This window comes from Pacificitalea manganoxidans, from assembly GCF_002504165.1.
GTDB classification, from domain to species: Bacteria; Pseudomonadota; Alphaproteobacteria; order Rhodobacterales; family Rhodobacteraceae; genus Pacificitalea; species Pacificitalea manganoxidans.
The window spans coordinates 674,184-697,671 of sequence record NZ_CP021404.1; the positions used below are offsets into that span (position 1 = coordinate 674,184).

Annotated in this window: 16 protein-coding genes; 5 read left to right on the forward strand and 11 right to left on the reverse strand. The window is 66.5% G+C overall.

What is annotated here, in order from left to right; genetic code table 11:
* Nucleotides 1-703: 703 nt before the first annotated feature.
* Nucleotides 704-4,399 (reverse strand): efflux RND transporter permease subunit, encoded by a 3,696-nt coding sequence (locus CBW24_RS03130; RefSeq protein ID WP_097372645.1) that lies wholly within the window; start codon nucleotides 4,397-4,399, stop codon nucleotides 704-706.
* A complete protein-coding gene (locus CBW24_RS03135) occupies nucleotides 4,396-5,682 on the reverse strand; it encodes an efflux RND transporter periplasmic adaptor subunit (RefSeq protein WP_097372646.1) in 1,287 nt (428 codons plus the stop codon). The genes CBW24_RS03130 and CBW24_RS03135 overlap by 4 nt, the downstream gene beginning before the upstream one ends.
* Nucleotides 5,683-6,275: 593 nt before the next feature.
* Between CBW24_RS03135 and CBW24_RS03140 the strand changes: the two genes are divergently transcribed.
* The 3 genes from CBW24_RS03140 (at nucleotide 6,276) to der (ending at nucleotide 10,164) form a co-directional block, all read left to right on the forward strand.
* Nucleotides 6,276-7,184: a tetratricopeptide repeat protein gene (locus CBW24_RS03140; RefSeq protein ID WP_198405220.1), complete on the forward strand. Its 909-nt coding sequence runs from the start codon at nucleotides 6,276-6,278 to the stop codon at nucleotides 7,182-7,184.
* A gap of 122 nt (nucleotides 7,185-7,306) precedes the next feature.
* Complete coding sequence (locus tag CBW24_RS03145; protein WP_088662315.1) at nucleotides 7,307-8,632, forward strand: PQQ-like beta-propeller repeat protein; 1,326 nt, start codon at nucleotides 7,307-7,309, stop codon at nucleotides 8,630-8,632.
* 47 nt (nucleotides 8,633-8,679) lie between these two features.
* Nucleotides 8,680-10,164, forward strand: a complete 1,485-nt coding sequence (gene der, locus CBW24_RS03150; protein WP_088662314.1) for a ribosome biogenesis GTPase Der — start codon at nucleotides 8,680-8,682, stop codon at nucleotides 10,162-10,164.
* Nucleotides 10,165-10,824: 660 nt separating this feature from the next.
* Here the strand turns inward: der and CBW24_RS03155 are convergent.
* The 7 genes from CBW24_RS03155 to yajC all read right to left on the reverse strand — a co-directional run bounded on the left by CBW24_RS03155 (nucleotide 10,825) and on the right by yajC (nucleotide 17,623).
* Entirely contained in the window at nucleotides 10,825-11,712 is an 888-nt protein-coding gene (locus CBW24_RS03155; RefSeq protein ID WP_097372647.1) for a glycosyltransferase family A protein, read from the reverse strand.
* Nucleotides 11,713-11,845: 133 nt separating this feature from the next.
* A complete protein-coding gene (locus tag CBW24_RS03160; RefSeq protein ID WP_097372648.1) occupies nucleotides 11,846-12,553 on the reverse strand; it encodes a TspO-related membrane protein in 708 nt (235 codons plus the stop codon).
* A gap of 805 nt (nucleotides 12,554-13,358) precedes the next feature.
* Entirely contained in the window at nucleotides 13,359-13,946 is a 588-nt protein-coding gene (locus tag CBW24_RS03165; protein ID WP_088662311.1) for a L,D-transpeptidase, read from the reverse strand.
* Between the two features lie 305 nt (nucleotides 13,947-14,251).
* The gene (locus CBW24_RS03170; protein WP_097372649.1) at nucleotides 14,252-14,605 is read right to left on the reverse strand and encodes an Mth938-like domain-containing protein; all 354 of its coding nucleotides are present in this window, start codon (nucleotides 14,603-14,605) and stop codon (nucleotides 14,252-14,254) included.
* A 4-nt stretch (nucleotides 14,606-14,609) separates the two neighbouring features.
* Complete coding sequence (secF, locus tag CBW24_RS18570; RefSeq protein ID WP_088662309.1) at nucleotides 14,610-15,578, reverse strand: protein translocase subunit SecF; 969 nt, start codon at nucleotides 15,576-15,578, stop codon at nucleotides 14,610-14,612.
* 12 nt (nucleotides 15,579-15,590) lie between these two features.
* On the reverse strand, nucleotides 15,591-17,252 hold the full coding sequence (gene secD, locus CBW24_RS18575) for a protein translocase subunit SecD (RefSeq protein ID WP_088662308.1): 1,662 nt from the start codon (nucleotides 17,250-17,252) through the stop codon (nucleotides 15,591-15,593).
* Nucleotides 17,253-17,335: 83 nt separating this feature from the next.
* Complete coding sequence (yajC, locus tag CBW24_RS03180; RefSeq protein ID WP_088662307.1) at nucleotides 17,336-17,623, reverse strand: preprotein translocase subunit YajC; 288 nt, start codon at nucleotides 17,621-17,623, stop codon at nucleotides 17,336-17,338.
* A 284-nt stretch (nucleotides 17,624-17,907) separates the two neighbouring features.
* Here yajC and serS point away from each other — a divergent pair, with 284 nt between their 5' ends.
* Nucleotides 17,908-19,197: a serine--tRNA ligase gene (gene serS / locus CBW24_RS03185; protein WP_097372650.1), complete on the forward strand. Its 1,290-nt coding sequence runs from the start codon at nucleotides 17,908-17,910 to the stop codon at nucleotides 19,195-19,197.
* A 706-nt stretch (nucleotides 19,198-19,903) separates the two neighbouring features.
* On the opposite strand, the gene glnA is transcribed toward serS, so the two are convergent.
* A complete protein-coding gene (glnA, locus tag CBW24_RS03190) occupies nucleotides 19,904-21,310 on the reverse strand; it encodes a type I glutamate--ammonia ligase (protein ID WP_088662305.1) in 1,407 nt (468 codons plus the stop codon).
* Between the two features lie 81 nt (nucleotides 21,311-21,391).
* Nucleotides 21,392-21,730, reverse strand: a complete 339-nt coding sequence (locus tag CBW24_RS03195; protein WP_088662304.1) for a P-II family nitrogen regulator — start codon at nucleotides 21,728-21,730, stop codon at nucleotides 21,392-21,394.
* A gap of 177 nt (nucleotides 21,731-21,907) precedes the next feature.
* Between CBW24_RS03195 and CBW24_RS03200 the strand changes: the two genes are divergently transcribed.
* Nucleotides 21,908-23,461: an NAD(P)H-hydrate dehydratase gene (locus CBW24_RS03200; RefSeq protein WP_097372651.1), complete on the forward strand. Its 1,554-nt coding sequence runs from the start codon at nucleotides 21,908-21,910 to the stop codon at nucleotides 23,459-23,461.
* Nucleotides 23,462-23,488: the final 27 nt, after the last annotated feature.

The window sequence follows — 23,488 nt, forward strand, 5'->3', positions numbered from 1 at the left end:
GGCAGGCTACCGTTGCACTTACAACACAACCCAGATGTGGCCGGCCCCTCCGAACTGAGCGCAACCGCCCGCGAATAAGGCCGTAGGCCGCGCGGGCGAGCGCCTGCCCGTCCCTGCGGGCTGGCGCTTGGCCACCCTCGCGCTGACCTCAGAGCGGGGAGGGATGTGACTGGCATAAAGCACACCCGCTCAAACGCAGCTGCGCCACCCCACGGGCAGGCTTGCGGTGCACCTAGAGTGGCAGCGCCTCGAAACCTCAGACCTCAGCGAACCCGCCCGCGAACAAGGAGAAGCCGCGCGGGCGAGCGCCTGCCCGTCCCCGCGGGCTGGCGCTTGGCTACCTCACGCTGACCTCGGAGCGGAGAGGAGCACCTAACCATAAAGCACACCCGCTCAGCCGTCGGAGCGCCATCCCACGGGCAGGCTACCGTTGCGCTCCAGGACAACCGCTCCCGGACAAGGCTGCAGGCCGCGCGGGCGAGCGCCTGCCCGTCCCTGCGGACTGGCGCTTGGCAACCCCCGCGCCAAGCTCGGAGCGATGAGAGACTTGGCCCCTATCTAGCGCACCGCTCAGCCGCAGCAGCGCCACCCACGGGCAGGCTGGCGGTGCGTCTGAGCCGGTGCGCGGAGCACGCGCGGTCCATCGGCGGTTCCGCCTGCCGCTACTCCCTGAGGACGCGCGGCAAGCTGCCCGGCCCGCAGGTTACTCGGCGGCGCGCAGCGGGGGGGATGCGGGGTGCGGATCGGCGGGGGCGTCTTCGTCCGCACTGGCAGCGGCACCAGCGTCCGCACTAACGCCGGCACCAGCGTCGGTGGCGCGCGCACTGTGCTCCGCCGTGTCGTCCCACAGGATTTCGGGGTGGCGGATGCGGCGGGCGGCGCGGGTGAGCGCCACGTCGCGGGCGGCCTTGCTGCCCCGGCCCAAAGACAGTGCACGCAAGCCGCGCAGCGTCTTATACGCGCCCACGCCCAGCCAGATGCGCAGCGCCAGCATCGACGGCGTGAAGACCAGCGTCAGCACCGTCGCGATGCCCAGACCGAACACCACCGCCGTGGCCAGCTGCTTCCACCACAGCGCGGTGGGGCTGTCGATCGAATAGCCGCCGCCAAAGAAATCGAGGCTCAGCCCGAACATCATCGGCGCCAGACCCGCCATGGTCGTGATGGTGGTCAGCAGCACGGGACGCAGGCGATCCTCGGCGGTGCGGATCACCGCTTCGATCCGGGGCATGTAGGAGGAATATTCCTGATAGGTGTCGATCAGCACGATGTTGTTGTTCACCACGATCCCGGCCAGCGCGACGATGCCGGTGCCGGTCATGATGATCGAAAACGACTGCCCCATGACCAGCATCCCGATCAGCACGCCCGCGGTGGAGAGCACCACCGCCAGGAGCACCAGCACCGCGTTGTAGAAGCTGTTGAACTGCGCCAGCAGGATGATGAACATCAGCCCCAGCGCGGCGGCAAAGGCGCGCATCAGGAACTGACCGCTTTCGGCCTGATCCTCCTGATCGCCGGTCCATTCCCATTCGACGCCCGGCGGCAGCGGCTGATCCTGCTCCAGCCATTCGGTCAGGCGGGCGATCCGTTCGTTGGGGTTGGGCACCTGCGTGACCGTTTCGCCATCCGCCAGCGTCAGGGCGACGGGCGTGGCGCTGACGCCTGCCTTGATGTCCATGTAGCGTGCGCCGTCGATGCGCTCGATCCGGCCCAGCTTGGCGACAGGCTGGCGGGTGATGAAATTCGACAGCGGCACCAGACCTTCGGTGGTGCGGACCTTCAGACTATCGAGCGTGGACAGAACCCGATCTTCTTCGGGCAGGCGCACGCGGATGTCGATTTCCTCGTCCGACGACGGCACCCGCATGGTGTCCAGCAAAATGCCCCGCGTCACCAGCTGCACCATCGCGCCGACGGTGGCCACATCGGCACCGTAGCGTCCGGCCTTCTCCACATCGACGTCGATCTGCCAATCGATGCCGGGCAGGGGGCGGGTGTCATCGACATCCTGCAATCCCGGCGTCGCGTCGAAGCGCGCGCGCACGATGCCCACGGCCTCCTCCAGCGTGTCGAGCCGGTCGCCGGTCAGCCGCAGATGCACCGGCTTGGCCGAGGCCGGGCCCATCGACAGGTTCAGCACTTCGGCCTGAATGCCGGGGATCTCCGCGATGCGGCGCTGCAATTCGGCCAGCACATAATCGCCGTCATATTCGGCGTCGACCTCCTCGCCATCCAGCACCCACCAGCCGTCGGTGGCGTGGCGCGGGCGGTCTTCCCAGCGGACCAGTTCCAGCTGCACCTGACCGATCGTGTCGAGCGGGCTTTGTGCGCCGCCGGTGTTGGAATTGAGCCCGCCTTCGCCCGCAAAGGCAAAGGCGCTTTCGACGCCCTTGGTGGCAAGGATCACCTGCTCGACCTCGGCGACCAGCGCGTCTTTTTCGGGCAGGGATAGGTTGCCGCGCGCGCGGACATAGACAATGGCCTGCTCCGGCTCGGAGGGCGCAAAGAATTCGACGCCGTTATTGTGCTGGCCGTAATAGCCGAACACCGCGACGATAAAGGCGATGACCGCGCCGATGGTCACCAGCGGCATCACTGGATTGCCCGCGATGGCGGTGATGAGCCAGCCGAACGCGCTGCGCCGATGGCCCGCCCGAACCCGGCGGCGGCGGCGTTCGATCCGCGCCGCGCCAAGGCTGATCGAGGTGCCAAGCGCGCCCAGCAGGAACGCCGCTGCGCCGGGCACCCATTGCACAAGTTCCGGCAGCGGCGACACGCCGTCAAACACATAGCCGGGGTTGAGCAACTGCATCGCGCCCAGAAAGGTCAGATAGGCAAAGGCGGGCACCAAGGCCGCGCGGATCACCCACGGCAGACCCCGGCGCAGCGCCTGTGCCGTGCGCTCGAAGCTGCGCGACATCCGCCCCGACACGCCGCCCATCACCGGCAGGTAGATCAGCGCGACGATCAGCGACGCACACAGCACGAAGATCAGCGTCACCGGCAACATGCCCATGAATTCGCCGGGCACGCCGGGCCAGAACAGCATCGGCAGAAAAGCGCAAAGCGTCGTCGCGGTGGAGGAGATCACCGGCCAGAACATGCGCTTGGCGGCTTCGACATAGGCATGCATCGGCCCGGAGCCTTCGGAGATGCGCTTATCGGCATATTCGACGACCACGATCGCGCCATCGACCAGCATCCCCACGGCAAGGATCAGCCCGAACATCACGATGTTGGAAATGGTAATTCCCATCACGCCGAGCAGCACGAAACACAGAAGGAACGAGGTCGGGATCGCAAACCCCACCAGCAGTGCGGGCCGCGGCCCCAGCGCGGCGAGGATCACGATCATCACCAGCGCAATCGCCGTCAGCACCGAGCCTTCCAGCTGCTGCACCATCGAATTGACGGTAAAGCTTTGGTCGTTGGAGGCGGTGACGATCACCGATTGGCGCAGTTCCTCGGGCCATGTCTGCTGGGCCTGTGCCACGGTTTCGCGGACCAGCGCGGCGGTGTCGATGACGTTGAAGCCTTTGCGCTTGGACACCTGCAACGCGACCGTGCGTTCGCCGTTGAACCGGGCCGTGCCCGCGCGATCCTCGAAGGTCAGGTGAATTTCCGCCAGATCGCCCAGCGTGACCTGCCGGTCGCCGTTGCGTTTGACGGGCAGGCTGTAGATGTCCTGCGTTTTGTCGAAGCTGGCGGGAATCTTGACCGAAAACGCGCCCGCCTCCGTCGTGATCTCGCCCGCCGCGATCAGCTGATTGTTGTTGACCACGACATTGATCAACTCGCCCGCCGTGACGTTGTAGGATTCAAGTTTCAGTGGATCGATGGTGATTTCGACCATCTCGTCGCGGTGGCCCGCCAGCGCGGCCTCCAGCACCGGGTCGAGCTTCTCCAGCCGGTCTTGCAGATCATTGGCCACCTGCAACAGCGTGCGTTCGGGCAGGTTGCCCGACAGGGTGACGATCAGGATCGGAAATTCGGAGAAGTTGATTTCCCCGATGGTGTAATTGTCGGCGCCTTCGGGAAACGCGGTCTCGGCGGTGTTCATCGCAGCGCGCACATCGGCCAGCGTCGCGGATTTATCCCAGCCGAATTCGAATTCCATCACCAGATTGGCGTAGCCTTCGGTCGCGACGCCGGTCATTTTGTCCAGCCCGTCGAGATCGGCCATCTCGGTTTCCATCGGGCGTATCAGCAGCTTCTCCGCGTCTTCGGCGGAGATGCCGGGAAAGGGGACGGAGATGAACACCGCCGGAATTTCGATATCCGGCTCGCCTTCCTTGGGCAGGTTCACATAGGCGAAACCCCCTGCGGCCAGCGACAGCACGATGAAGGCTAGGACCATCCGCGCGCGGGCGGCGGCCCAATCGACAAGCCCGGTCACAGGCCGGACTCGCGGTAATGCGGGGTGACGGGCACGCCGTCGGACACATATTCCTGACCCAGCACGATGATGTCGGCGCGGTCGGGCAGGCCGGTGACCCAGCTGCCCTGCAACGTGTCGCGCACGACCGAGACGGGCACGAAGCGGGCGATGTCGCCCTGCGTCACCGTGCGCAGGCCCAGCACCCCGTCATCGTTGAGCGTCAGCGCGGAGGACGGCACCAGATGCGCGGGCGCGCCATCGGACGCGATGGTCAGATCCACGGTTTGCCCGTCGCGGATCGCCAGATCGGCGTTTTCCACATCGACCTCCATGCGGAAGGTGCGGGTGGTGGGATCGGCGGAGCGCGACAGGAACGTGACCTGCCCGGTGACCTCGCGCCCCGAGATCAGCCGCGCGGTGGCGGTGGCGCCGGGGGCGATCTTATCGACCGAGGTTTCGGGCACGAAGCCCACCAGCTTGATCGGGTCAAGCTGGATCACCGTGGCGCAGTCGGAGCCGGGTTGCAGCAGGCTGCCTAGTTCGGCGGTGTCGGATTCCAGCAGGCCCGCAAAGGGCGCATGCATTTGCAGCAGTTCGATTTCGCGCTGGGCGGCGGCCAGTTGCGCTTCGGCGGATTGGATGCCGGAGCGGGCAGATTCGACGCCGGAGCGAGCCGATTCCAATTGCGCCTGCGCCGAGGACAGCGCCGCGCGGGCGGAGGCGAGTTGCGTGTCAGACGCGTAGCCGCCCTGACTGAGCCGGGAGGAGGCGGTTTCGTTGATTTGCGCCTCTTCCACCGCGGCTTCGGCGCCGGTGACGCCGGCCTGTGCTTCGGGCAGGCGGGCGCGCGCTTCGGCGAGGGCGGCGCGCGCCCCGGCCAGTTGCGCCTCGCGCGTGCCGGGATCGACCTCGCACAGCAATTGACCGGCCTCGACGAAGCTGCCCTTGCGCAGGGGGTCGGACACGACCTGTCCTGTGGTTTCGGCGCGCACCGTGACCTCGCGCGCCGCGGAGGTTTCGCCGCGCAGGCGCACGGCGCTGTCGATGACCTGTGCCTGCGAATGAAGCGCCACGACGGATACCGGGCGGGCGGCGTCGGCATCCACATCGGCATCGGGGGCGGCGGCTTCGGCGGTCGCGTCGGGGGCGGCATCGGGCGCGGGATCAGCCGCGGCGTCTGCTGGCGCGGCGTCGGGCGGGGCGGTGACCCCGGCGAACTGCATCAGACGCTCGCGATCCAGCACCAGAAAATAGAGACCCACGACGACCAGTGCCGCCGCAAGGATGGAGAAAATGCGCATTGGCCGTTCCGCTTTCGTTAACCGCTCACCGTTGACACGTCGGGTGCGTGACGGGGGCGGGGCCGGATCCGGACGCCGGTGCTGAACCGCCCGGTTCAAATTAGGAAGCGGCGGATTATAACACAAGATTGAATACGGGCCTGCGGCGCTGATGCCGGGGGAGTGTGACCCGAACGGAGCAGGGGCGCTGCGGGGGCGGGCAGTTTGCGGGTTTTCGGCGCCTTGCGCATTGCGGCCCTACCCGGCGCATCCATCCGTCGCCCGCGTCCGTAACGGATGTCCGGCAAGGGGGGGGATTCGCGCCGCGGGGCCCAGCCGGGCAGGTCAGCGGGCCTGTCCCAATTGTTTCGCACGCGAAACAATTTACAGGTCGGTAAGGGTTTGGGCCGCGAATTTCGGCGGGGCCGCGCCCAACGGGGCCACGCGGTGCGCTGTGGTGACGGGATCTTCACCGGTTTGGCTGCGCGATCCGCGGAGCTTACCCAGCACGCGCGCGGGTCTGGCCAGCGCCCACCGGCTGCGTTAAGAGGGGGGCGATTTTCCGGCCGGTTGCCGCCCCTTGCACAGCCGGATGCGGGGCACGAGAGGATAAGATGAGCCAGACCGACAGTTTCATCGACGAAGTCTCGGAAGAGGTCCGCCGCGACCGCACCTACACCTTGATCCGCCGCTATGGCTGGATCGCGGTGGTCGTGGTCATCCTGATCGTCGGTGGCGCGGCCTGGAACGAATGGCGCAAGGCGCGCGAGGCATCGCTGGCACAGGCCGCGGGCGACGCGCTGGCCACCGCGCAGGAGATCGAAGACCCGGCGGAACGGCAGAATGCGCTTCTCGACAGCGATGTGCCCGAAAGCGCGGCACCGGTGGCGGAACTGCTGGCCTCGGCTGCGGCGCTGGCCGCAGACACCCCCGATGAGGCCGCCGATATTCTGGCTGAACTGGCGGCGGATGGCTCCGCCGATGCGATCTATAGCGATCTGGCGGGCTACAAGCTGCTGCTGACCGCGCCCGAAGGCTATCTGAGCGATGCCGACCGTGCCGCGATGTTCGAACGGCTGAGCGCGCCGGGCGCGCCCTATCGGCTGTTGGCTCTGGAACAGAAGGTCGTGGAACTGGCCGCCGCTGGCGAGACCGGCGCCGCGCTGGATGGCGCGCAGGCGCTGTTGCAGGAAAACGGCCTGACTGCGGGCTTGCGTCAGCGCGTTTCCCAGTTGATTGTGGCGCTGGGTGGCGATCCCAACGGGACCGCCGGTGCAGAGGACCGGGCCGAAACCACGCCGAGCGCGCCTGCCGCGCCGACCGCGCGCGTGGCAGAGCCTGCGGCCGCGCCCGCGGCGGATGCCGGGGCCGAGGTCGCGCCGGACAGCGCTGCGCCGGAGACCGGGACGGAACCGGCAGCCGCGCCTGCCGCCGCCCCCGAAAGCACGACCCCGCCGGCCGCGACCGAGGATACGGACGCAGCCCCGGCGGAGACGAACGATACGGAAGCGGATCAGGGCTAAGCTGCCCTGACGCGCGCTTCGGAACCGGCACCCCGCAAGGGGCGCAAAGCAAAAGCCGGGCCGCGTGACGTGGCTCTGACCGGCGACAGGTCGGCGGCGGAAGGAATGAGGGGACGAGAGCGGTGAAGGCACTGTCATTGATCGCATCGGTGGCGCTTGTGGCGCTGACGGCAGCGTGTGAACGCGAGCTGATCCTCCCCGGAGAGCGCGAAACCGTGCGCGGCGCGCTGAGCGGCGTCGTGGAGGAGGGCGTGGCCCCTGCGGATGCGCAGATTTCCCGCGCGATCGCGCTGCCGGGCACCGTGAACCTTGGCGAGTGGACCCATCGCAACGGCTCCGTCAGTCACAAGACCGGCCATCTGGCGCTGCGCTCGGGCACGCTGGCGCGGCAATGGTCGGTGAAGATCGGCGAGGGCGACAAGCGCAAGCAGAAGATCACCGCCGATCCGATTTTCGCCGCCGGGCGCATCTACACCATCGACAGCGCCGCGACGGTCGTCGCTACGGCGCCCAACGGCGCGCGGCTGTGGTCGCATAGTCTGGTGCCGGGCGCGTCGCGCGGGCCGGTGATTTCGGGCGGCGGGCTGGCCTATGGCAATGGGCTGGTATTTGCGTCCAGCGGCTATGGCGAAGTGACGGCGCTGGACCCCGCCACGGGCGGCGTGGTCTGGGAGCAGGATTTCGACGCGCCGGTGGCCGGCACGCCGACGGTCGCCGATGGCATGGTCTATGTCGTGTCGCGCGACAACCGCGCCTTTGCGATCAATGCCACCACCGGGCGGCTGGAATGGCAGATGCCGGGCATTCCCACGACATCGGTCATGGTGGGCGGTTCCGCCCCGGCAGTGTCATCGGATTCGGTGATCTTCCCGCTGGGCACCTCGGAAATCGTGACGGCGCTGAAGCAAAGCGGCATCCGCCGCTGGGGCGCGCAGATCGCGGGCGAACGCCGGGGCCGCGCCTATGCGGATATCACCGATATCACGGGTGATCCGGTCATCGACGGCACTACGGTCTATGTCGGGACCCAAGGCGGGCGCACCGCTGCGTTCGACGTGGCCAGCGGCACCCGCAAATGGACCGCGCTGGAAGGCGCCTATTCCCCGGTCTGGCCGGTGGCGGGGTCGGTTTTCCTTGTGTCCGACGAGGCGCATCTGGTGCGGCTGGACGCGGCGACGGGGGCGACGATCTGGTCGGTCGAACTGCCCTATTACAAGAAATCCAAGATCAAGCGCCGCAAGGCCGTGTTCGCCCATTATGGCCCGATTCTGGCCGGGGGGCGTCTGTTGGTGGCGTCCGATGACGGGCTGATCCGCAGCTTCGATCCTGCCACCGGGGCGCTGACCTCTACCACCGAACTGCCCGGCGGCGCGTCGTCGAACCCGATCGTCGTCAATGGCACGCTCTACATCGTTTCCGGAAACGGCCAACTCAACGCTTTCCGCTAGGCGGATTAGGGTGTAGTGGGGGCCTTCCGCGCAATTCGGAGGCCGAAATGACCTTCTCCCTCGCTATCGTGGGCCGTCCCAATGTGGGCAAGTCCACCCTGTTCAACCGCCTTGTCGGCAAGCGTTTGGCGCTGGTCGACGACCAACCGGGCGTGACCCGTGACCTGCGCGAAGGCGAGGCACGGCTGGGCGATCTGCGATTCACCGCAATCGACACCGCCGGTCTGGAAGAGGCCACCGACGAAAGCCTGCAGGGCCGGATGCGCAAGCTGACGGAACGGGCGGTCGAGATGGCCGATATCTGTTTGTTCGTGATCGACGCCCGTGCCGGGGTGACGCCGACGGACGAGATTTTCGCCGATATCCTGCGGCGCAAGAACGCGCATGTGATCCTTGCCGCCAACAAGGCCGAAGGCTCCGCCGCCGACGCGGGGGTCTATGAAGCCTATGGTCTGGGTCTCGGTGAGCCGATCCGCCTGAGCGCGGAGCATGGCGAAGGGTTCAATGACCTCTATTCCATGCTGATGCCGCTATCGGACGCCTTCAAGAAGCGGGCCGAGGCCGAAGCGCCCGATACCGATCTGGAACTGGAAGAAGACGGCGATTACGAAGCCGGGCCGGATGTCACCACCGCCGCCCGCGTGCCGACCAATGCCAAGCCGTTGCAGGTGGCCGTGGTCGGGCGTCCCAATGCCGGGAAATCCACGCTCATCAACAAGATCTTGGGCGAGGAGCGTCTGCTGACCGGCCCCGAAGCCGGGATCACCCGCGATTCGATTTCGCTGCGGATCGACTGGACCGGCACCCCGATGCGGATCTTTGACACCGCCGGGATGCGCAAGAAGGCCAAGGTGCAGGAGAAGCTTGAAAAGCTGTCCGTCTCCGATGGTCTGCGCGCGGTGAAATTCGCCGAGGTGGTCGTGGTCCTTCTGGACGTGTCGATCCCATTCGAGCAGCAGGATCTGCGCATCGCCGATCTGGCCGAGCGCGAGGGCCGCGCCGTCGTCATCGCCGTCAACAAATGGGATGTCGAGGACGACAAGCAGGAGAAGCTCGCCGAGCTGAAGGAAGAGTTCGCGCGCCTGCTGCCGCAATTGCGTGGCGCCCCGCTGATCACCGTGTCGGCCCGCACCGGGCGCGGTCTGGAACGGCTGCGCGAGGCGATCCTGCGCGCCCATGAGGTGTGGAACCGCCGGGTGACGACCGCGCGCCTGAACCAGTGGCTGTCGGCGATGGTCGAGGCGCACCCGCCCCCCGCGCCGGGCGGCCGCCGGATCAAGATCCGCTACATGACGCAGGTCAAGACCCGCCCGCCCGCATTCGTGGCCATGTGCTCCTTCCCCGAGAAGCTGCCCGAAAGCTACAAACGCTATTTGGTCAACGGGCTGCGCGAGGATTTCGACATGCCCGGCACGCCGATCCGGTTCACCTTCCGCTCGCAGGCGGACAAGAACCCCTACAAGGATCGCAAGAAGTCCACGCCATCGCGGCTGCGCAAGCATCTGGGCAAGAAGCCCGCCGACGAGAAATGAGAAAAGGCGCATCGCGGAAACGCGGTGCGCCTTTTTCGTGGGGTGGGGGCGCTTCCGCAGGGTGGGGCGATCCGGTTTGGGCCAGACCACGCAAAGGGTAAGCTCGCGTCGAACTAAAGAGAGACCGCCCGCGAACAAGGCCGCAGGCCGCGCGGGCGAGCGCCTGCCGTCCCTGCGGGCTGGCGCTTTGCCATCTCACGCTGACCTCCGAGCGGAGAGGGGTGTGTTGGCATAAAGCGCGCCGCTTAGTCGTTGCAGCGCCACCCCACGGGCAGGCTGTCGTTAAGCTACAGAGAGACCGCCCCGAATAAGCCGAAGGCGCGGGGCGAGCGCCTGCCCGTCCCGGCGGGCTGGCGCTTTGTTCTCTCGCGCTGACCTCGGAGCGGGGAGGGGTGTGGCAGCATAAAGCGCGCGGTTCAGTCGTTGCAGCGCCACCCCACGGGCAGGCTCCCGTTGAGCTACAGAGAGACCGCCCCGAATAAGCCGAAGGCGCGGGGCGAGCGCCTGCCCGTCCCCACGGGCTGGCGCTTTGCCATCTCGCGCTGACCTCAGAGCGGAGAGGGGTTTGACCGGGATAAAGCGCGCTGTTCAGCCGTATCAGCGCCATCCCACGGGCAGGCTCCGTTGCGCTACCGCGCCGCCGGTGGCGGGGCGGAGGGGCTAGAATTCAGGCGTGTCGGTCAGGCCAAAGCGGGTGAGGATGTCGGCCTGCATATCCGCGTGGACAGCGTTTTCGGCGATGCGGGCGACGCGGCTTTCGGTGGCGCCGCGCAGGGCTTGGGTGTTGTCGCCGTGGTTGAAGCAATAGATCATCGCGTCGAACGGCACCGGCTGTAGGGTCAGGCCGTAGCGCGCGACATTTTCGACCAGCTGCGCGTGGCGGCCGCGTTCATGGGCCGGGCCAGCCCCGGACGGGCCACGGCGGGTGTCGAAGCGCACCGCAGCCGACGAGCCGCAGGTTTTGAAAAACGGCTGCGCGGAGCTGTAGCCTTGGGCCGGTTGGCCCAGAGGCATCAGCTTGCGCGCGGCGACATCGGCCATCCAGCCATGCGGCAGGTAGTAGCCGTGGCCGTTATTGTCGCCCAGAATATACTCCACCAGCGCCGGATGGCAGATATCGTCCGCGTCGAGCATGAACAGATAGCCATCCCGGGGCGGCTGATGGGCCATGTGCCGGATCGCCATACGCTTTTTGCGGTTCTTGTCACTGATCGCGCCACCGGTTGGGAAGGGAAACGGCACAAAGGTCACGCGGGGGTCGTCAGGCAGGCTTTCGGGGCGGTCCTGCCCACAGATCACCCAGTCCCAGTTGGGATCGGTCTGGCGCAGCAGGCTTTCGCCCGTCAATTGAACCCAGCGGCAGACGGTCTGCCAGTCATTGGATTTGTCGCGCCCAATCAGCGGGGTCATGAAACGCACGCTCATCTGTGCCCGAGGCGAGGCCGGGGCCAGCGGATTGCGGGCCATCCAATCGGCCGGGTCGCGGGTGTCGCGCTGCTCGCGCTTCTTGGCCGCGTTGTGCTGGAGATGTTTGAAGTAGGTGAACATGGTCCGGGGCCCCGCGCCTAAATTGCTCGGGCGTGATACGGGCCGAGGGCGGAGAGGTCCAGACCGGGTGGCGCGGTCAGGCGGGCTCGCGCCGTGCGGCACGGTCAAGGCGGGGTTATACAGGACAGCGCGGTCAGCCGCGCTCCTGCCGGGTGGCGATGATCGCCCAGCCCACGATGCCGAGGCCAAGCACAGCGCCCAGCACAAACAGCCAATCGCCCCAATTTGCGGCGATGACGCCTGTGAGCGCCCAGATCACCGTCAGCCCGTATTCCGGGGCGTGGGGGCTCAGGCGCTGCACCGTGACGGCAAGGCCGGTGGCGAGGGCGAGCCCGATCCAGCCCCATCCCGTCATGCCCAAGCCGATGTCATACCCCGCAAGGCACAGCATCAGCGCCACGACCGAGGCCGCCGTCAGCCAGCCTGCATAGATCGCGATGGGGGCTTGTTGCAGCCAGCGGTCGCTGGTGGTGCAGGCGCGCAATGCCCAGAGCGCGGTGGCGAGCATGATCCAGATCAGCACCGTCGCCCAAACCGGTGATATCACGGCCAAGGGTAGCCAGCCGGTGCCAAGCACCAGCGAGATTGCAAGGGGCAGGCGATGCGGGGCCCAGCTTGCGTCTTCCGCGCGCTTGAGAAGGCCGAAGCCGGTGCCAAGGATCAGCCACGCATAGATCAGCCCCCAGATCGAAAACGCCCAGCCCGCCGGCTGGATCGGCGGATCGACCTGCGGCACGGGGAATTGATCGGGGGAAAAGCCGTTGAACCCCGGTGTGAGCAGGGGCGAGATGGCGAAGGCCACGGCGGCGACGAAGCAGATAAGGGCAAGGGCGCGGTTCATGCTGTGCCAACGCCGGGCGATGGGCCGGGTTCCGCCGCGCTGGTTGAGTATGCGCTGGGGAGCGGTGGGGGCGGGGCTGGCGCCTGCGGAGCGGCGGGACTGCGCCGCCGATGGCGCACCGCGGGGAGCCCGCGCGAGGGGAGCACCTGCCCGTCCGAGGAGGCTGCCGTTCCCTTTTCCGCGCTGACCGCTGGGGGGATGTTGAGGGCCGCCCAAATGCACCGGTCTGTTGGTAGAGCCCCACCCCGCAGGCAGGCTTGCGTTGAGCTACAGAGAGACCGCCCGCGAACAAGGCCGCAGGCCGCGCGGGCGAGCGCCTGCCCGTCCTCGCGGGCTGGCGCTTTGTCATCTGGCGCTGACCTCGGGGCGGGGAGGGGGTGTGGCAGCATAAAGCGCGCGGTTCAGTCGTTGCAGCGCCATCCCACGGGCAGGTTGGCGTTGCGCTTACAAATCGATCCAGATGCGGCTTGTCCTTTCGAGCTAAGCGCAACCGCCTTGAACAAGCCGAAGGCGCGGGGCGAGCGCCTGCCCGTTCCGGCGGGCTGGCGCTTTGTCATCTTGCGCTGACCTCGGGTCGGGGAGGGGTGTGGCAGCATAAAGTGCGCCGATCATGCGTTGCGGCGCCACCCCACGGACAGGCTCCCGTTGCGCCGATCACGCGTCGCGGCGCCATCCCGCGGGCAGGCTGGCGTTGCGCTTTGACTGCTGTCCGCCGGGCGGGCGGCACCTGCGCGCGGGGGTCGTGAACGAAAACGGCCCGGCGCTTTGCACCGGGCCGTTTGGGATACCGAAACCCTCGGGCGGATCAGATCACGCGGACCTGTGCGCCGATGGGGGTGATGGCGAAGAGTTCTTCGATCTTTTCATTGTAAAGACCGATGCAGCCGGAGGACGACCGGCGGCCGATCTTGCGGGTGTCGTGGGTGCCGTGGATCAGGTAGGCGGGCCAGCTGAGATACATCGCGTGGGTGCCGAGCGGGTTGTCGGGGCCCGGTGGGGTGTATTTCAGGGTCGGGTCGCGCTCCATCATCGAGGGCGTGGGCGTCCAGTCGGGGCCGACTTTCTTGCGCACAATTTCGGTGTAGCCGCGGCGGGTCAGCTCTTCGGACATCGGGACCGAGGTCGGGTAGAGCCGGTAATCGGAACCGTCGGCGTTCCAGTAATGCAGCGCACGCGAGGTGGTGTCGCAGACGATGGAGGTCTTGCCGAGGCTGTCGAAATGGTCCTGCCAGCGCTGGATGGTAAAGCTGGACGCGTTACGTTTGACGTCATCGCTGGCTTGCACCAAGGGGCGGATTTCCTGTGCGCGGACGATTTGCGGCGCGGCGAGGGTGACCATGCCGGCAGCACCCATCATCAGGGCCTGCCTGCGGCTGAGGGAGGAACGGCTCATCGAAAGCTCCTTTTCGGCATTCAGTTGGCTATGCTGCCGTTTGGCGAATAGACTGCTCGGCGTCCGGCCCTGAGGGATGCGGGTCGTCCGACGTCAGCGAACCTAGCGTTACCGGCGGTCTGCGTCCATGTGACCAGATGCGCAAGCGCCGGGTTTACATTCAATATCACTCATATGTGAGCCAGAAGGGCCGGTTTGGCGCGACACTCCGCACGCGCAGCGCGAGCTTCCCGCGCGCGCAATGCACGTTATGCGTGTGCTGGTCGCACCCCGATTGGGATGCGAGGCCCGGTCCGTGGCGCGGATCAGACGGGAATCAGTGCCACGGCGACCCGCCGCCCTTCGGACAAAAGCACGTTATAGGTGCGCGCCGCCGCCGGGCTGCTCATGGTTTCCAGTCCGACCTGCGCCGCCTCCATCGCCTCGCGCAGGGCGCGCGGGGGATGGGCGATTTCGGCGCCGGTGCCCAGAAACAGGACATCGACGCGTCCCGCAACGGCGGTCAGGGGGGCGATGTCGTCGAGCCCCTGCCACGGGATCAGCCCGGACGGCGTCACCAGAACCGGGCCCTGCCGAGGCTCCCCGCCGATGCGGAAGAACCCCGGCCCGTAGCCGTCGATCGGCAGGCTGTCGGTATACTCGATCTCGTTCAGGCGCATGGGCTTAGCCCTCCGCTTCTCCGAATTGGGTGCCGGCTTCGCCGTCCTTCTTGGTCCAGTCGCGCTTGACGCCCAGCATCCGCAGGATGTCGGACGCCACGAAGACCGACGAATAGGTGCCGACCACGATGCCCCAGATCATTGCGAACACGAAGCCGCGGATCACGTCGCCGCCCAGAACGAACAGCGCGATGAGCGCGATCAGCGTGGTGAGCGAGGTCATGGCCGTGCGGCTGAGGGTTTCGTTGATCGAGAGGCTCAGAACCTCCTCCAGCGGGCGTTTCTTGAACTTCCGCAGGTTTTCCCGCACCCGGTCGAACACCACCACTGTATCGTTGAGCGAGTAGCCCACGATGGTCAGCAGCGCCGCGATGATGGCGAGGTCGAATTTGATCTGCAGCAGGGAAAAGATCCCGATGGTGAGGGTCACGTCATGGACAAGGGCCGCGACGGCGCCGAGGGCGAATTGCCATTCGAACCGCAGCCAGATGTAGATCAGCACCGCGCCGATGGCCGCCAGCACCGACAGAACGGCAGTCTGGATCAGTTCACCGGACACTTCGGGACCGACCGATTCCACCTGCGGGAAAGTGATGGAAGGATCGACCTCCTGCAACGCGGCCTCGACGGCGTTGATGGTGTCTTGCTGGATGCTTTCCACGCCCTCCTGCGCCTGAATGCGCAGTTGAGCCACGTTTTCATCCGGGCCGAACGTCGGGTCGAACACCTCGGTGATCGAGATGTCGCCCAGACCCAGATCCTGCACCGCGTCGCGATAGGCCGCCACATCCACCGGCTGGCTGCTTTCGGTGCGGATCGTGGTGCCGCCCAGAAAATCGATGCCGAAATTCAGACCCATGGCAAAGAAGGCCACGAGCGAAATCACCATCGCCAGAATGGACGCCCCAAGGGTGAGCTTGGAGAAGCGGAAGAAGTCGAAATGAGTGTCGTCGGGAACCAGTTTGAGGCGCATGATCCGGCTCCTTTACACGGTGATTGTCTTGGGGCGACGGCGTTCGAACCAGATCACCACCAGCAGACGGGTGACCCAGATCGCGGTGAACACCGATGTCAGGATGCCAAGCCCCAGCGTGACGGCAAAGCCGCGCACCGGACCAGAGCCCATGACGAACAGGATGATCGCCGTCAGGAAGGTGGTGATGTTGGCATCGATGATCGCCGACAAGGCCCGCTCATAGCCGAGCTGGATCGCGCGGCTTGGGCCTTTTGCGGTTTTTAGCTCCTCGCGGATACGCTCGAAGATCAGCACGTTGGCATCCACTGCCATACCGATCGTCAGCACGATACCGGCGATGCCGGGCAGGGTCAGGGTCGCGCCGATGATCGACAGCAGGCCAAAGATCAGCCCCACGTTGATGATGAGCGCTATATTGGCGAAAATCCCGAACAGACCGTAGCTGGCCCACATGAAGCCGAGCACGGCGATGAAGGCCACGATACAGGCGATCTGCCCGGCCTCGATGCTGTCCGCGCCAAGTTCGGGACCGATGGTCCGTTCTTGCAGAAAGACCATTTCGGCAGGCAGCGCGCCCGCGCGCAGAAGCACGGCAAGGTTGGTGCTTTCCTCGACCGAGAAGTCCCCGGTGATGATGCCGGAGCCGGAGCCGATATGATCCTGAATGGTCGGGGCGGAGATCACCTCGTCATCGAGCACGATGGCGAAGGGGGAGCCGATGTTTTCCGCCGTATAGTCGCCAAAGCGCCGGGCGCCGGGACCGTTGAAGCGGAACGACACCGCCGGGCGGCCATTCTGGTCAAAGCTGGGCTGAGCATCGGTCAGATCCTCGCCGCCGACGACGGGGGCCCGCTCGATAATGTAGTAGACGCCTTCTTCGTCCGCGGCGGGCAGCACGACATCGCCCGCATCCGCCTGCGCGTCGGGGTTGGTGGTGCGGCCCACGACGGGGTTGAAGGTCAGCTGTGCGGTGGTGCCGATCAGATCCTTGATCTCCTGCGCCGAGCCGACGCCGGGCACCTGAATCAGGATGCGGTCGCCGCCCTGCCGCTGAATCGACGGCTCGCGGGTGCCGGCCTCATCGACGCGGCGGCGCACGATTTCCAGCGATTGCTGCATGGTGCGGTCATCGGTGGCGACGCGTTCGGCCTCCGACAGGGTGACGATCAGCAGATCGCCTTCGCCGCGCACGACGATATCGGTAGAGCCCGCCCCGGTGAGCGAGGTGACGGGCTGCGCGATGTCGCGCACGGCAGCCAGCGCTGCCTCCATGCCCGCGGGTTCCTGTAGGCGAATGCGCAATTCGTCCGGCGCTGCTTCGACCCGGCGGATGCCACCGACCTGATCGCGCAGGTCGCGCAGGCTGTCGCGGATTTCCGGCCAGAGCCCATCCATGCGGTCAGCGTAGACATCGCCCACCTGCACCTCGGCCAGCAGCGAGGCACCGCCGCGCAGGTCAAGTCCGAGATTCACGAGGGTCGAAGGCAGCCAGCCCGGCCAACCGTCCCGCGCCGCTTCGGCCTCGGGGGTGGCGCCAGCGGCTTCGATCGTGCGCACCGCGTCATTGTGGCTTTCGACACGGGGGTAAAACAGGTTGGGCATGGCATAGGCCAGTCCCAGCACCACCAGACCGATGATGACGATCCGGGAAAAGAGCGGGATTCTCAGCATGAAGGCGGGCCTTTTGCGTGAGGGGCGTCAGGGAAGAGACGCCGGGCGCAGGCCCGCCGTCCCCGATGGGCAGATCCGCTGGATCAGGAAGCGACCGGTTCGGTCCGCGACTTGACCTGAGCGACGGTGGACTGGACGACCCGGACCTTCACGCCCGTGGCGATTTCGACTTCCAGTTCGCCGTCTTCCTTGACCTTGGACACCTTGCCGATCAGCCCGCCTTGGGTGATGATCTCATCCCCGCGGCGCAGCGATGCGACCATGGCCCGATGCTCCTTCATTTTCTTCTGCTGCGGACGGATCAGCAGGAAATACATGATCGCGAAGATCAGGATGAGGGGCAGAAACTGCGCGATGGCACCGCCTTCCATGGGGGCTCCTTTAGCTTGGTGTGTCGGGTCTCGGGCAGCCCCGGAGACGCGCTTTTGAAAACGCGCGCACCCTAGGCCGCGGTCAGTGAATGTGCAAGCCAAGCTGATCTAGGGACGCCGGAGGCCAAACGGAAGGGGCGCGGCGCACGGGCGTGCGGGACGTGGTGTCACACCCCCCTTGCGGGCCCCTTGCGCGACCGACGCGCGCCGCATCTGGCACCGCCGCGCCAAATGCGCCATAACCCGCGCGAACCGATGCGCAACAACCATCAGGACGGCCGACGATGCACGATATCCGCACGATCCGCGACAACCCCGACGCCTTTGACGCAGGCATGGCCCGCCGTGGGCTTTCGGGCCTGTCGTCTCAGATCCTCGCCATCGACACCGCCCGCCGCGAGAAGATCACCGCCGCCGAGACCGCGCAGGCCGAACGCAACGCGGCCTCAAAGCAGGTCGGCGCCGCCAAGGGCCGGGGCGACGAGGCCGAATTTGAGCGTCTGCGCGCGCTGGTCGCCGCCAAGAAGGACGAGATCGCCCGCCTGAACGACGAGGCCCGCGCCGAGGATGCGCGGCTGTCGGAATTGCTGATGGGTCTGCCCAACATCCCCGATCCGGCCACGCCGGACGGGGCGGATGAGGCCGACAATGTGGAACTGCGCCGCTGGGGCACCCCGCGGGAGATGAGCTTTGCCGCGCTGGAGCATTACCAGATCCCCGCAGCACAAAAGGGGCTCGATTTCGAAACCGCCGCGAAACTGGCGGGCTCGCGTTTTGTTGTGCTGACCGGCGCGATGGCGCGGCTGCATCGGGCGCTGGCGCAGTTCATGCTGGACACCCACGTCACCGAACATGATCTGGCAGAGACTTGGACCCCGGTTCTGGTCCGCGAAGAGATGATGTATGGCACCGGGCAATTGCCCAAGTTCGGCGAGGACAGCTACCGCACCACCGATGGGTGGTGGCTGGTGCCCACCGCCGAGGTGACGCTGACCAATATCGTCAATGACGAGATCGTGGAGGAGGCAAGCCTGCCCCGCCGCTATGTCGCCCATACCCAGTGTTTCCGTTCCGAAGCGGGCAGCGCGGGCCGTGACACCGCCGGGATGCTGCGCCAGCACCAGTTCGAGAAGGTCGAGATGGTGTCGATCACCCGCCCCGAAGACAGCGCGGCCGAGCATGACCGCATGACCCGCTGCGCCGAGGTGATCCTCGAAAAGCTGGAACTGCCGTATCGCACGATGGTGCTGTGCACCGGCGATCTGGGCTTTGGCATGCGCAAGACCCACGACCTGGAGGTCTGGCTGCCCGGTCAGAACCAGTATCGCGAAGTCAGCTCCGTCTCCGTCGCCGGGGATTTCCAAGCCCGTCGCATGAATGCCCGCTACCGCCCCGAAGGCGGCAAGCCCGAATTCCTGCACACGCTGAACGGCTCCGGGCTTGCGGTGGGCCGCACGCTGATTGCGGTGTTGGAGAACGGCCAGCAGGAAGACGGCTCGGTCACGCTGCCCGCCGCGCTGCACCCGTGGCTCGGCGGTCGCACCCGCATCACCGCCGAGGGCGCGCTGGTCTGAGCACCGGCTGCGGTTGAGGCAGGTCGGGGGACGCCGTGAGCCTGCGGGTGCGCGAGGTTCGCGCGGTGGCGGTGTCGAGCGCCGTCCCGTTCTTTCCGGGTCTTATCTTAAAGTGCAACGGTAGCCTGCCCGTGGGATGGCGCTGCTGCGTCTGAGCGGTGCGCTTTATCCCTGCCACATACCTCCCCGCTTTGAAGGTCGGCGCGCGGTGACAAAGCGCCAGCCCGTCGGGGCGGGCAGGCGCTCGCCCGCGCGCTTCGCTTGTTCGCGGGCGGGGGTGTGTTATTCAAAACGGGTAGCCCGTGGCGGCAGTGCTGCCCAGCTTGACTTGGTTCGCGGGTGGCTGCGCTTCCTGTAGCCGCCTCTCTTAGTCTCTATGCCTAGTTGCCTTAGGCGCAACGGTAGCCTGCCCGTGGGGTGGCGCAGCCCCGGGAGGGCGGTGCGCTCTATGGTGGCCGAGGCCCTCTCCGCCCCGAGGTCAGCGTGAGATGGCAAAGCGCCAGCCCGTGGGGACGGGCAGGCGCTCGCTCTCGCGGCCTCCGGCCTTGTTCGAGAGCGGGGGCGCTTGGCTCGGCACGGGTAGGCTGTGGGCGGGAGCAGGTGACCGGCGGCGCGGGGATGGCGGTCATTCGACAGCAGGGCCTGTAACGAAAAAGAGCGGACCGACTGGTCCGCTCTTTCCGATAGTCGTCCCTCGCGGGATGGATCAGCAGCTGTAATACAGCTTGAATTCCATCGGGTGCGGGGTGTGCTCGTAGGCGTAGATCTCTTCCCATTTGAGATCCATGTAGCCTTCGATCTGGCTCTTGGTGAACACGTCGCCGGCCAGCAGGAAGTCCATGTCGGCTTCCAGCTCTTCCAGCGCTTCGCGGAGCGAGGCGCAGACGGTCGGGATGCCGGCCAGTTCTTCGGGCGGCAGATCGTAGAGATCCTTGTCCATCGCGTCGCCGGGATGGATCTTGTTCTTGATGCCGTCGATGCCAGCCATCAGCAGTGCGGAGAAGCACAGGTAGGGGTTGGCGGAGGGATCGGGGAAGCGAGCTTCGACGCGCTTCGCCTTGGGGTTCTCGGCCCACGGGATACGGACGCAGCCGGAGCGGTTGCGGGCCGAATACGCGCGCAGAACCGGGGCTTCGAAGCCGGGGATCAGACGCTTGTAGGAGTTGGTCGAGGGGTTGGTGAAGGCGTTGAGCGCCTTGGCGTGCTTCAGGATACCGCCGATGAAATACAGCGCCTCGTCGGAGAGGTCGGCATATTTGTCACCCGCAAAGATCGGCTTGCCGTCTTTGAAGATGGACATGTTCACGTGCATCCCGGTGCCGTTGTCGCCTGCGATCGGCTTCGGCATGAAGGTCGCCGATTTGCCGTAGGCATGCGCCACGTTGTGGATGACGTATTTGTATTTCTGAATCTCGTCGGCCTGATGGGTCAGGGTCCCGAAGATCAGGCCCAGCTCGTGCTGGCAGGACGCGACCTCGTGGTGGTGCTTGTCCACCTTCATGCCCATGCGCTTCATGGTCGAGAGCATCTCGGCGCGCAGGTCCTGAGCTTCGTCGATCGGGTTGACCGGGAAGTAGCCGCCCTTGACGCCGGGACGGTGACCCATGTTGCCCATTTCGAACTCGGTGTCGGTGTTCCACGACGCGTCGGTCGCATCCACCTGATAGGACACCTTGTTGATGCCGACCTGATAGCGGACGTCATCGAACAGGAAGAATTCGGCTTCGGGCCCGAAGTAGGACGTGTCACCGATGCCGGTGGACTTCAGGTAGGCTTCGGCCTTCTCGGCGGTGCCGCGCGGGTCGCGATCATAGGCTTCGCCGGTGTCGGGCTCGACCACGGTGCAATGCAGGCACAGGGTCTTTTCCGCGTAGAACGGATCGATATACGCGGAGCCGGACGACGGCATCAGTTTCATGTCGGACTGGTCGATGGACTTCCAGCCGGCAATCGAGGAGCCGTCGAACATGAAGCCTTCTTCGAGGAAGTCTTCGTCCACCTGATCGGCCACCAGCGTCACATGCTGCAGCTTGCCGCGCGGATCGGTGAAACGAATGTCGACGTATTCGACGTCTTCGTCCTTGATTTGCTTAAGAACGTCAGAATTGCTCATAAGTCCTTCATTCCTTCTCAGTTGAATGGTCGCAGGTCGGCCACGGGCAGGGCTGCGCGTGGCCGGATGGGAGGGCCGGTGTCAGAGGGCGTCGTCGCCGTCTTCGCCGGTGCGGATGCGGATGGCCTGTTCGACGCTGGACACGAAGATCTTGCCGTCGCCGATCTTGTCGGTCTTGGCGGCGGCGACGATCGCGTCGAGCGCCTGATCCAGCTGGTGATCCGACAGGACCACCTCGATTTTCACCTTGGGGAGGAAGTCCACGACGTATTCCGCGCCGCGATACAATTCCGTGTGGCCCTTCTGGCGTCCGAAGCCCTTGACCTCGATCACGCTTAGGCCCTGCACGCCGATCTCTTGGAGTGCCTCCTTCACGTCGTCGAGTTTGAAGGGTTTGATGATCGCCTCGATTTTTTTCATTGTGAGCCGACTCCCTTGATATCCGTTTCGGTCATGGGTCAGATCAAATCCCCGCAGCGGCTACAATTCAAGAGCGGGGCGCGTCGGGGGGGCAACTGCCCGAATCTGATGTGCCGCATGAATAAGCGGCGACATGCCCGATAAACGTGCAGTTTGGAAACGAAAAACGAGGCGGCGATGACGGGGATTCTGACTTCTGCCCAAATGCGCAGCACGGAGGCCGCTGCGATTGCCTGCGGAAAGTGCAGCGGCGCCGATCTGATGGAGCGGGCCGGGCAGGGCGCGGCGCAGGCGATCCGCGATGCGTTCCCCGTGAAACATCGTCATGCGGTAATTTTGTGCGGTCCCGGTAATAATGGAGGCGATGGCTTCGTCGTGGCGCGGCATCTGGCGCAGGCCGGGTGGCGCGTGGAGGTACTGAGCCTGCCCGGCGCGGGGCAATCCGGCGATGCCGCCCGGATGGCGGATCTGTGGGACGGGCCGCGCGAAGATCTGGCGCGCGCCGCCGCCGAAGCGGGCGCGCGCCCCGATGTGGTGATCGACGCGCTGTTTGGCACCGGGCTGGGCCGCCCGCTTGACCCGCTTTTGGCGGATGTGCAGGCGGCGGTCCGGGCGCGGGCGGGCGAAGGGGCCTGTGCCCGCGTGGCGCTGGACTGTCCATCGGGCCTGTCGGCGGATACGGGCGAGGTGGTCGGCGGTGAGGACGCGCCGGTGCTGCCCGCCGATCTGACGCTGAGTTTCCACAGCCCGAAGCCCGGTCATTACCTAAGCCGGGGGCCGGAGATCTGCGGCGCGTTGACGGTCGTGCCGATCGGTCTTCCGCCCGAGGATGTGCCACCGCTCGAAGCGCCGCCTACGGGCCCGATCACCCGGCTGGTCGCGCCCGCAAGCCCGCCGCGCTGGCTGGGCGCCCGCGTCGCGCCGGGCAATGGCGATCACAAATACACCCGCGGGCATGTTTTGGTGCTGGGCGGGAAGGTGGCGCAAGGCGGCGCGGCGCGGATGGCGGCGCGTGCGGCGTTACGGGTCGGGGCCGGGCTGGTGACGCTGGCCGTGCCGCCCGCCGCGCTGATCGAGAATGCCGCCCGGCTGGATGCGGTGATGCTGGCGCGCTGTGCGGATGCGGCGGCGCTGACCGAGCTGCTGGAGGATGCGCGGCTGAGCGCGCTGTGTCTGGGGCCGGGGCTGCCGCCCGACGCGCGCACGCGGGATCTGGTGCTGGCGGCGCTGGGGGCAGGGCGGCCAACAGTGCTGGATGCCGGGGCGCTGAGCGCCTTTGCCGACGCGCCGGATGCGTTATTTGCCGCGCTGCATCCCCGTGTCGTGCTGACCCCCCATGAGGGGGAATTCGCGCGCCTCTTTCCTGATCTGGCCGAGGCACGGCGCGAGGGCTCCAAGATCGACGCGGTGCGCGTGGCGGCAGACCGGGCCGGCGCGGTGGTGCTGCTGAAAGGCGCGGCGACGGTGATCGCGGGGCCTGACGGTGCAAGCTCGCTCCATGCCGGGGTCTATGCCCGCGCCGCGCCGTGGCTGGGCACCGCCGGAGCGGGTGACGTGCTGTCGGGCTTGATCGCCGGGCTGATCGCGGGACGCGGCGCGCAGGATGTGCACGGTCAGGTCGAGGTTGCCGCATGGCTGCATGTGGAGACCGCCCGCCGCTTTGGCCCCGGCCTGATCGCCGAAGATCTGCCCGACACGCTGCCCCAGGTGCTGCGCGATCACGGTCTGTGACGAAAGCCGCAAAAACCCCCTCGCCAG

Coding starts and splice junctions, on each gene's coding strand:
- CBW24_RS03135 (WP_097372646.1), bottom strand. CDS start 5,682: ATGCGCATTTTCTCCATCCTTGCGGCGGCACTGGTCGTCGTGGGTCTC.
- CBW24_RS03140 (WP_198405220.1), top strand. CDS start 6,276: ATGAGCCAGACCGACAGTTTCATCGACGAAGTCTCGGAAGAGGTCCGC.
- der (WP_088662314.1), top strand. CDS start 8,680: ATGACCTTCTCCCTCGCTATCGTGGGCCGTCCCAATGTGGGCAAGTCC.
- CBW24_RS03155 (WP_097372647.1), bottom strand. CDS start 11,712: ATGTTCACCTACTTCAAACATCTCCAGCACAACGCGGCCAAGAAGCGC.
- CBW24_RS03160 (WP_097372648.1), bottom strand. CDS start 12,553: ATGAACCGCGCCCTTGCCCTTATCTGCTTCGTCGCCGCCGTGGCCTTC.
- CBW24_RS03165 (WP_088662311.1), bottom strand. CDS start 13,946: ATGAGCCGTTCCTCCCTCAGCCGCAGGCAGGCCCTGATGATGGGTGCT.
- CBW24_RS03170 (WP_097372649.1), bottom strand. CDS start 14,605: ATGCGCCTGAACGAGATCGAGTATACCGACAGCCTGCCGATCGACGGC.
- secF (WP_088662309.1), bottom strand. CDS start 15,578: ATGCGCCTCAAACTGGTTCCCGACGACACTCATTTCGACTTCTTCCGC.
- secD (WP_088662308.1), bottom strand. CDS start 17,252: ATGCTGAGAATCCCGCTCTTTTCCCGGATCGTCATCATCGGTCTGGTG.
- yajC (WP_088662307.1), bottom strand. CDS start 17,623: ATGGAAGGCGGTGCCATCGCGCAGTTTCTGCCCCTCATCCTGATCTTC.
- serS (WP_097372650.1), top strand. CDS start 17,908: ATGCACGATATCCGCACGATCCGCGACAACCCCGACGCCTTTGACGCA.
- glnA (WP_088662305.1), bottom strand. CDS start 21,310: ATGAGCAATTCTGACGTTCTTAAGCAAATCAAGGACGAAGACGTCGAA.
- CBW24_RS03195 (WP_088662304.1), bottom strand. CDS start 21,730: ATGAAAAAAATCGAGGCGATCATCAAACCCTTCAAACTCGACGACGTG.
- CBW24_RS03200 (WP_097372651.1), top strand. CDS start 21,908: ATGACGGGGATTCTGACTTCTGCCCAAATGCGCAGCACGGAGGCCGCT.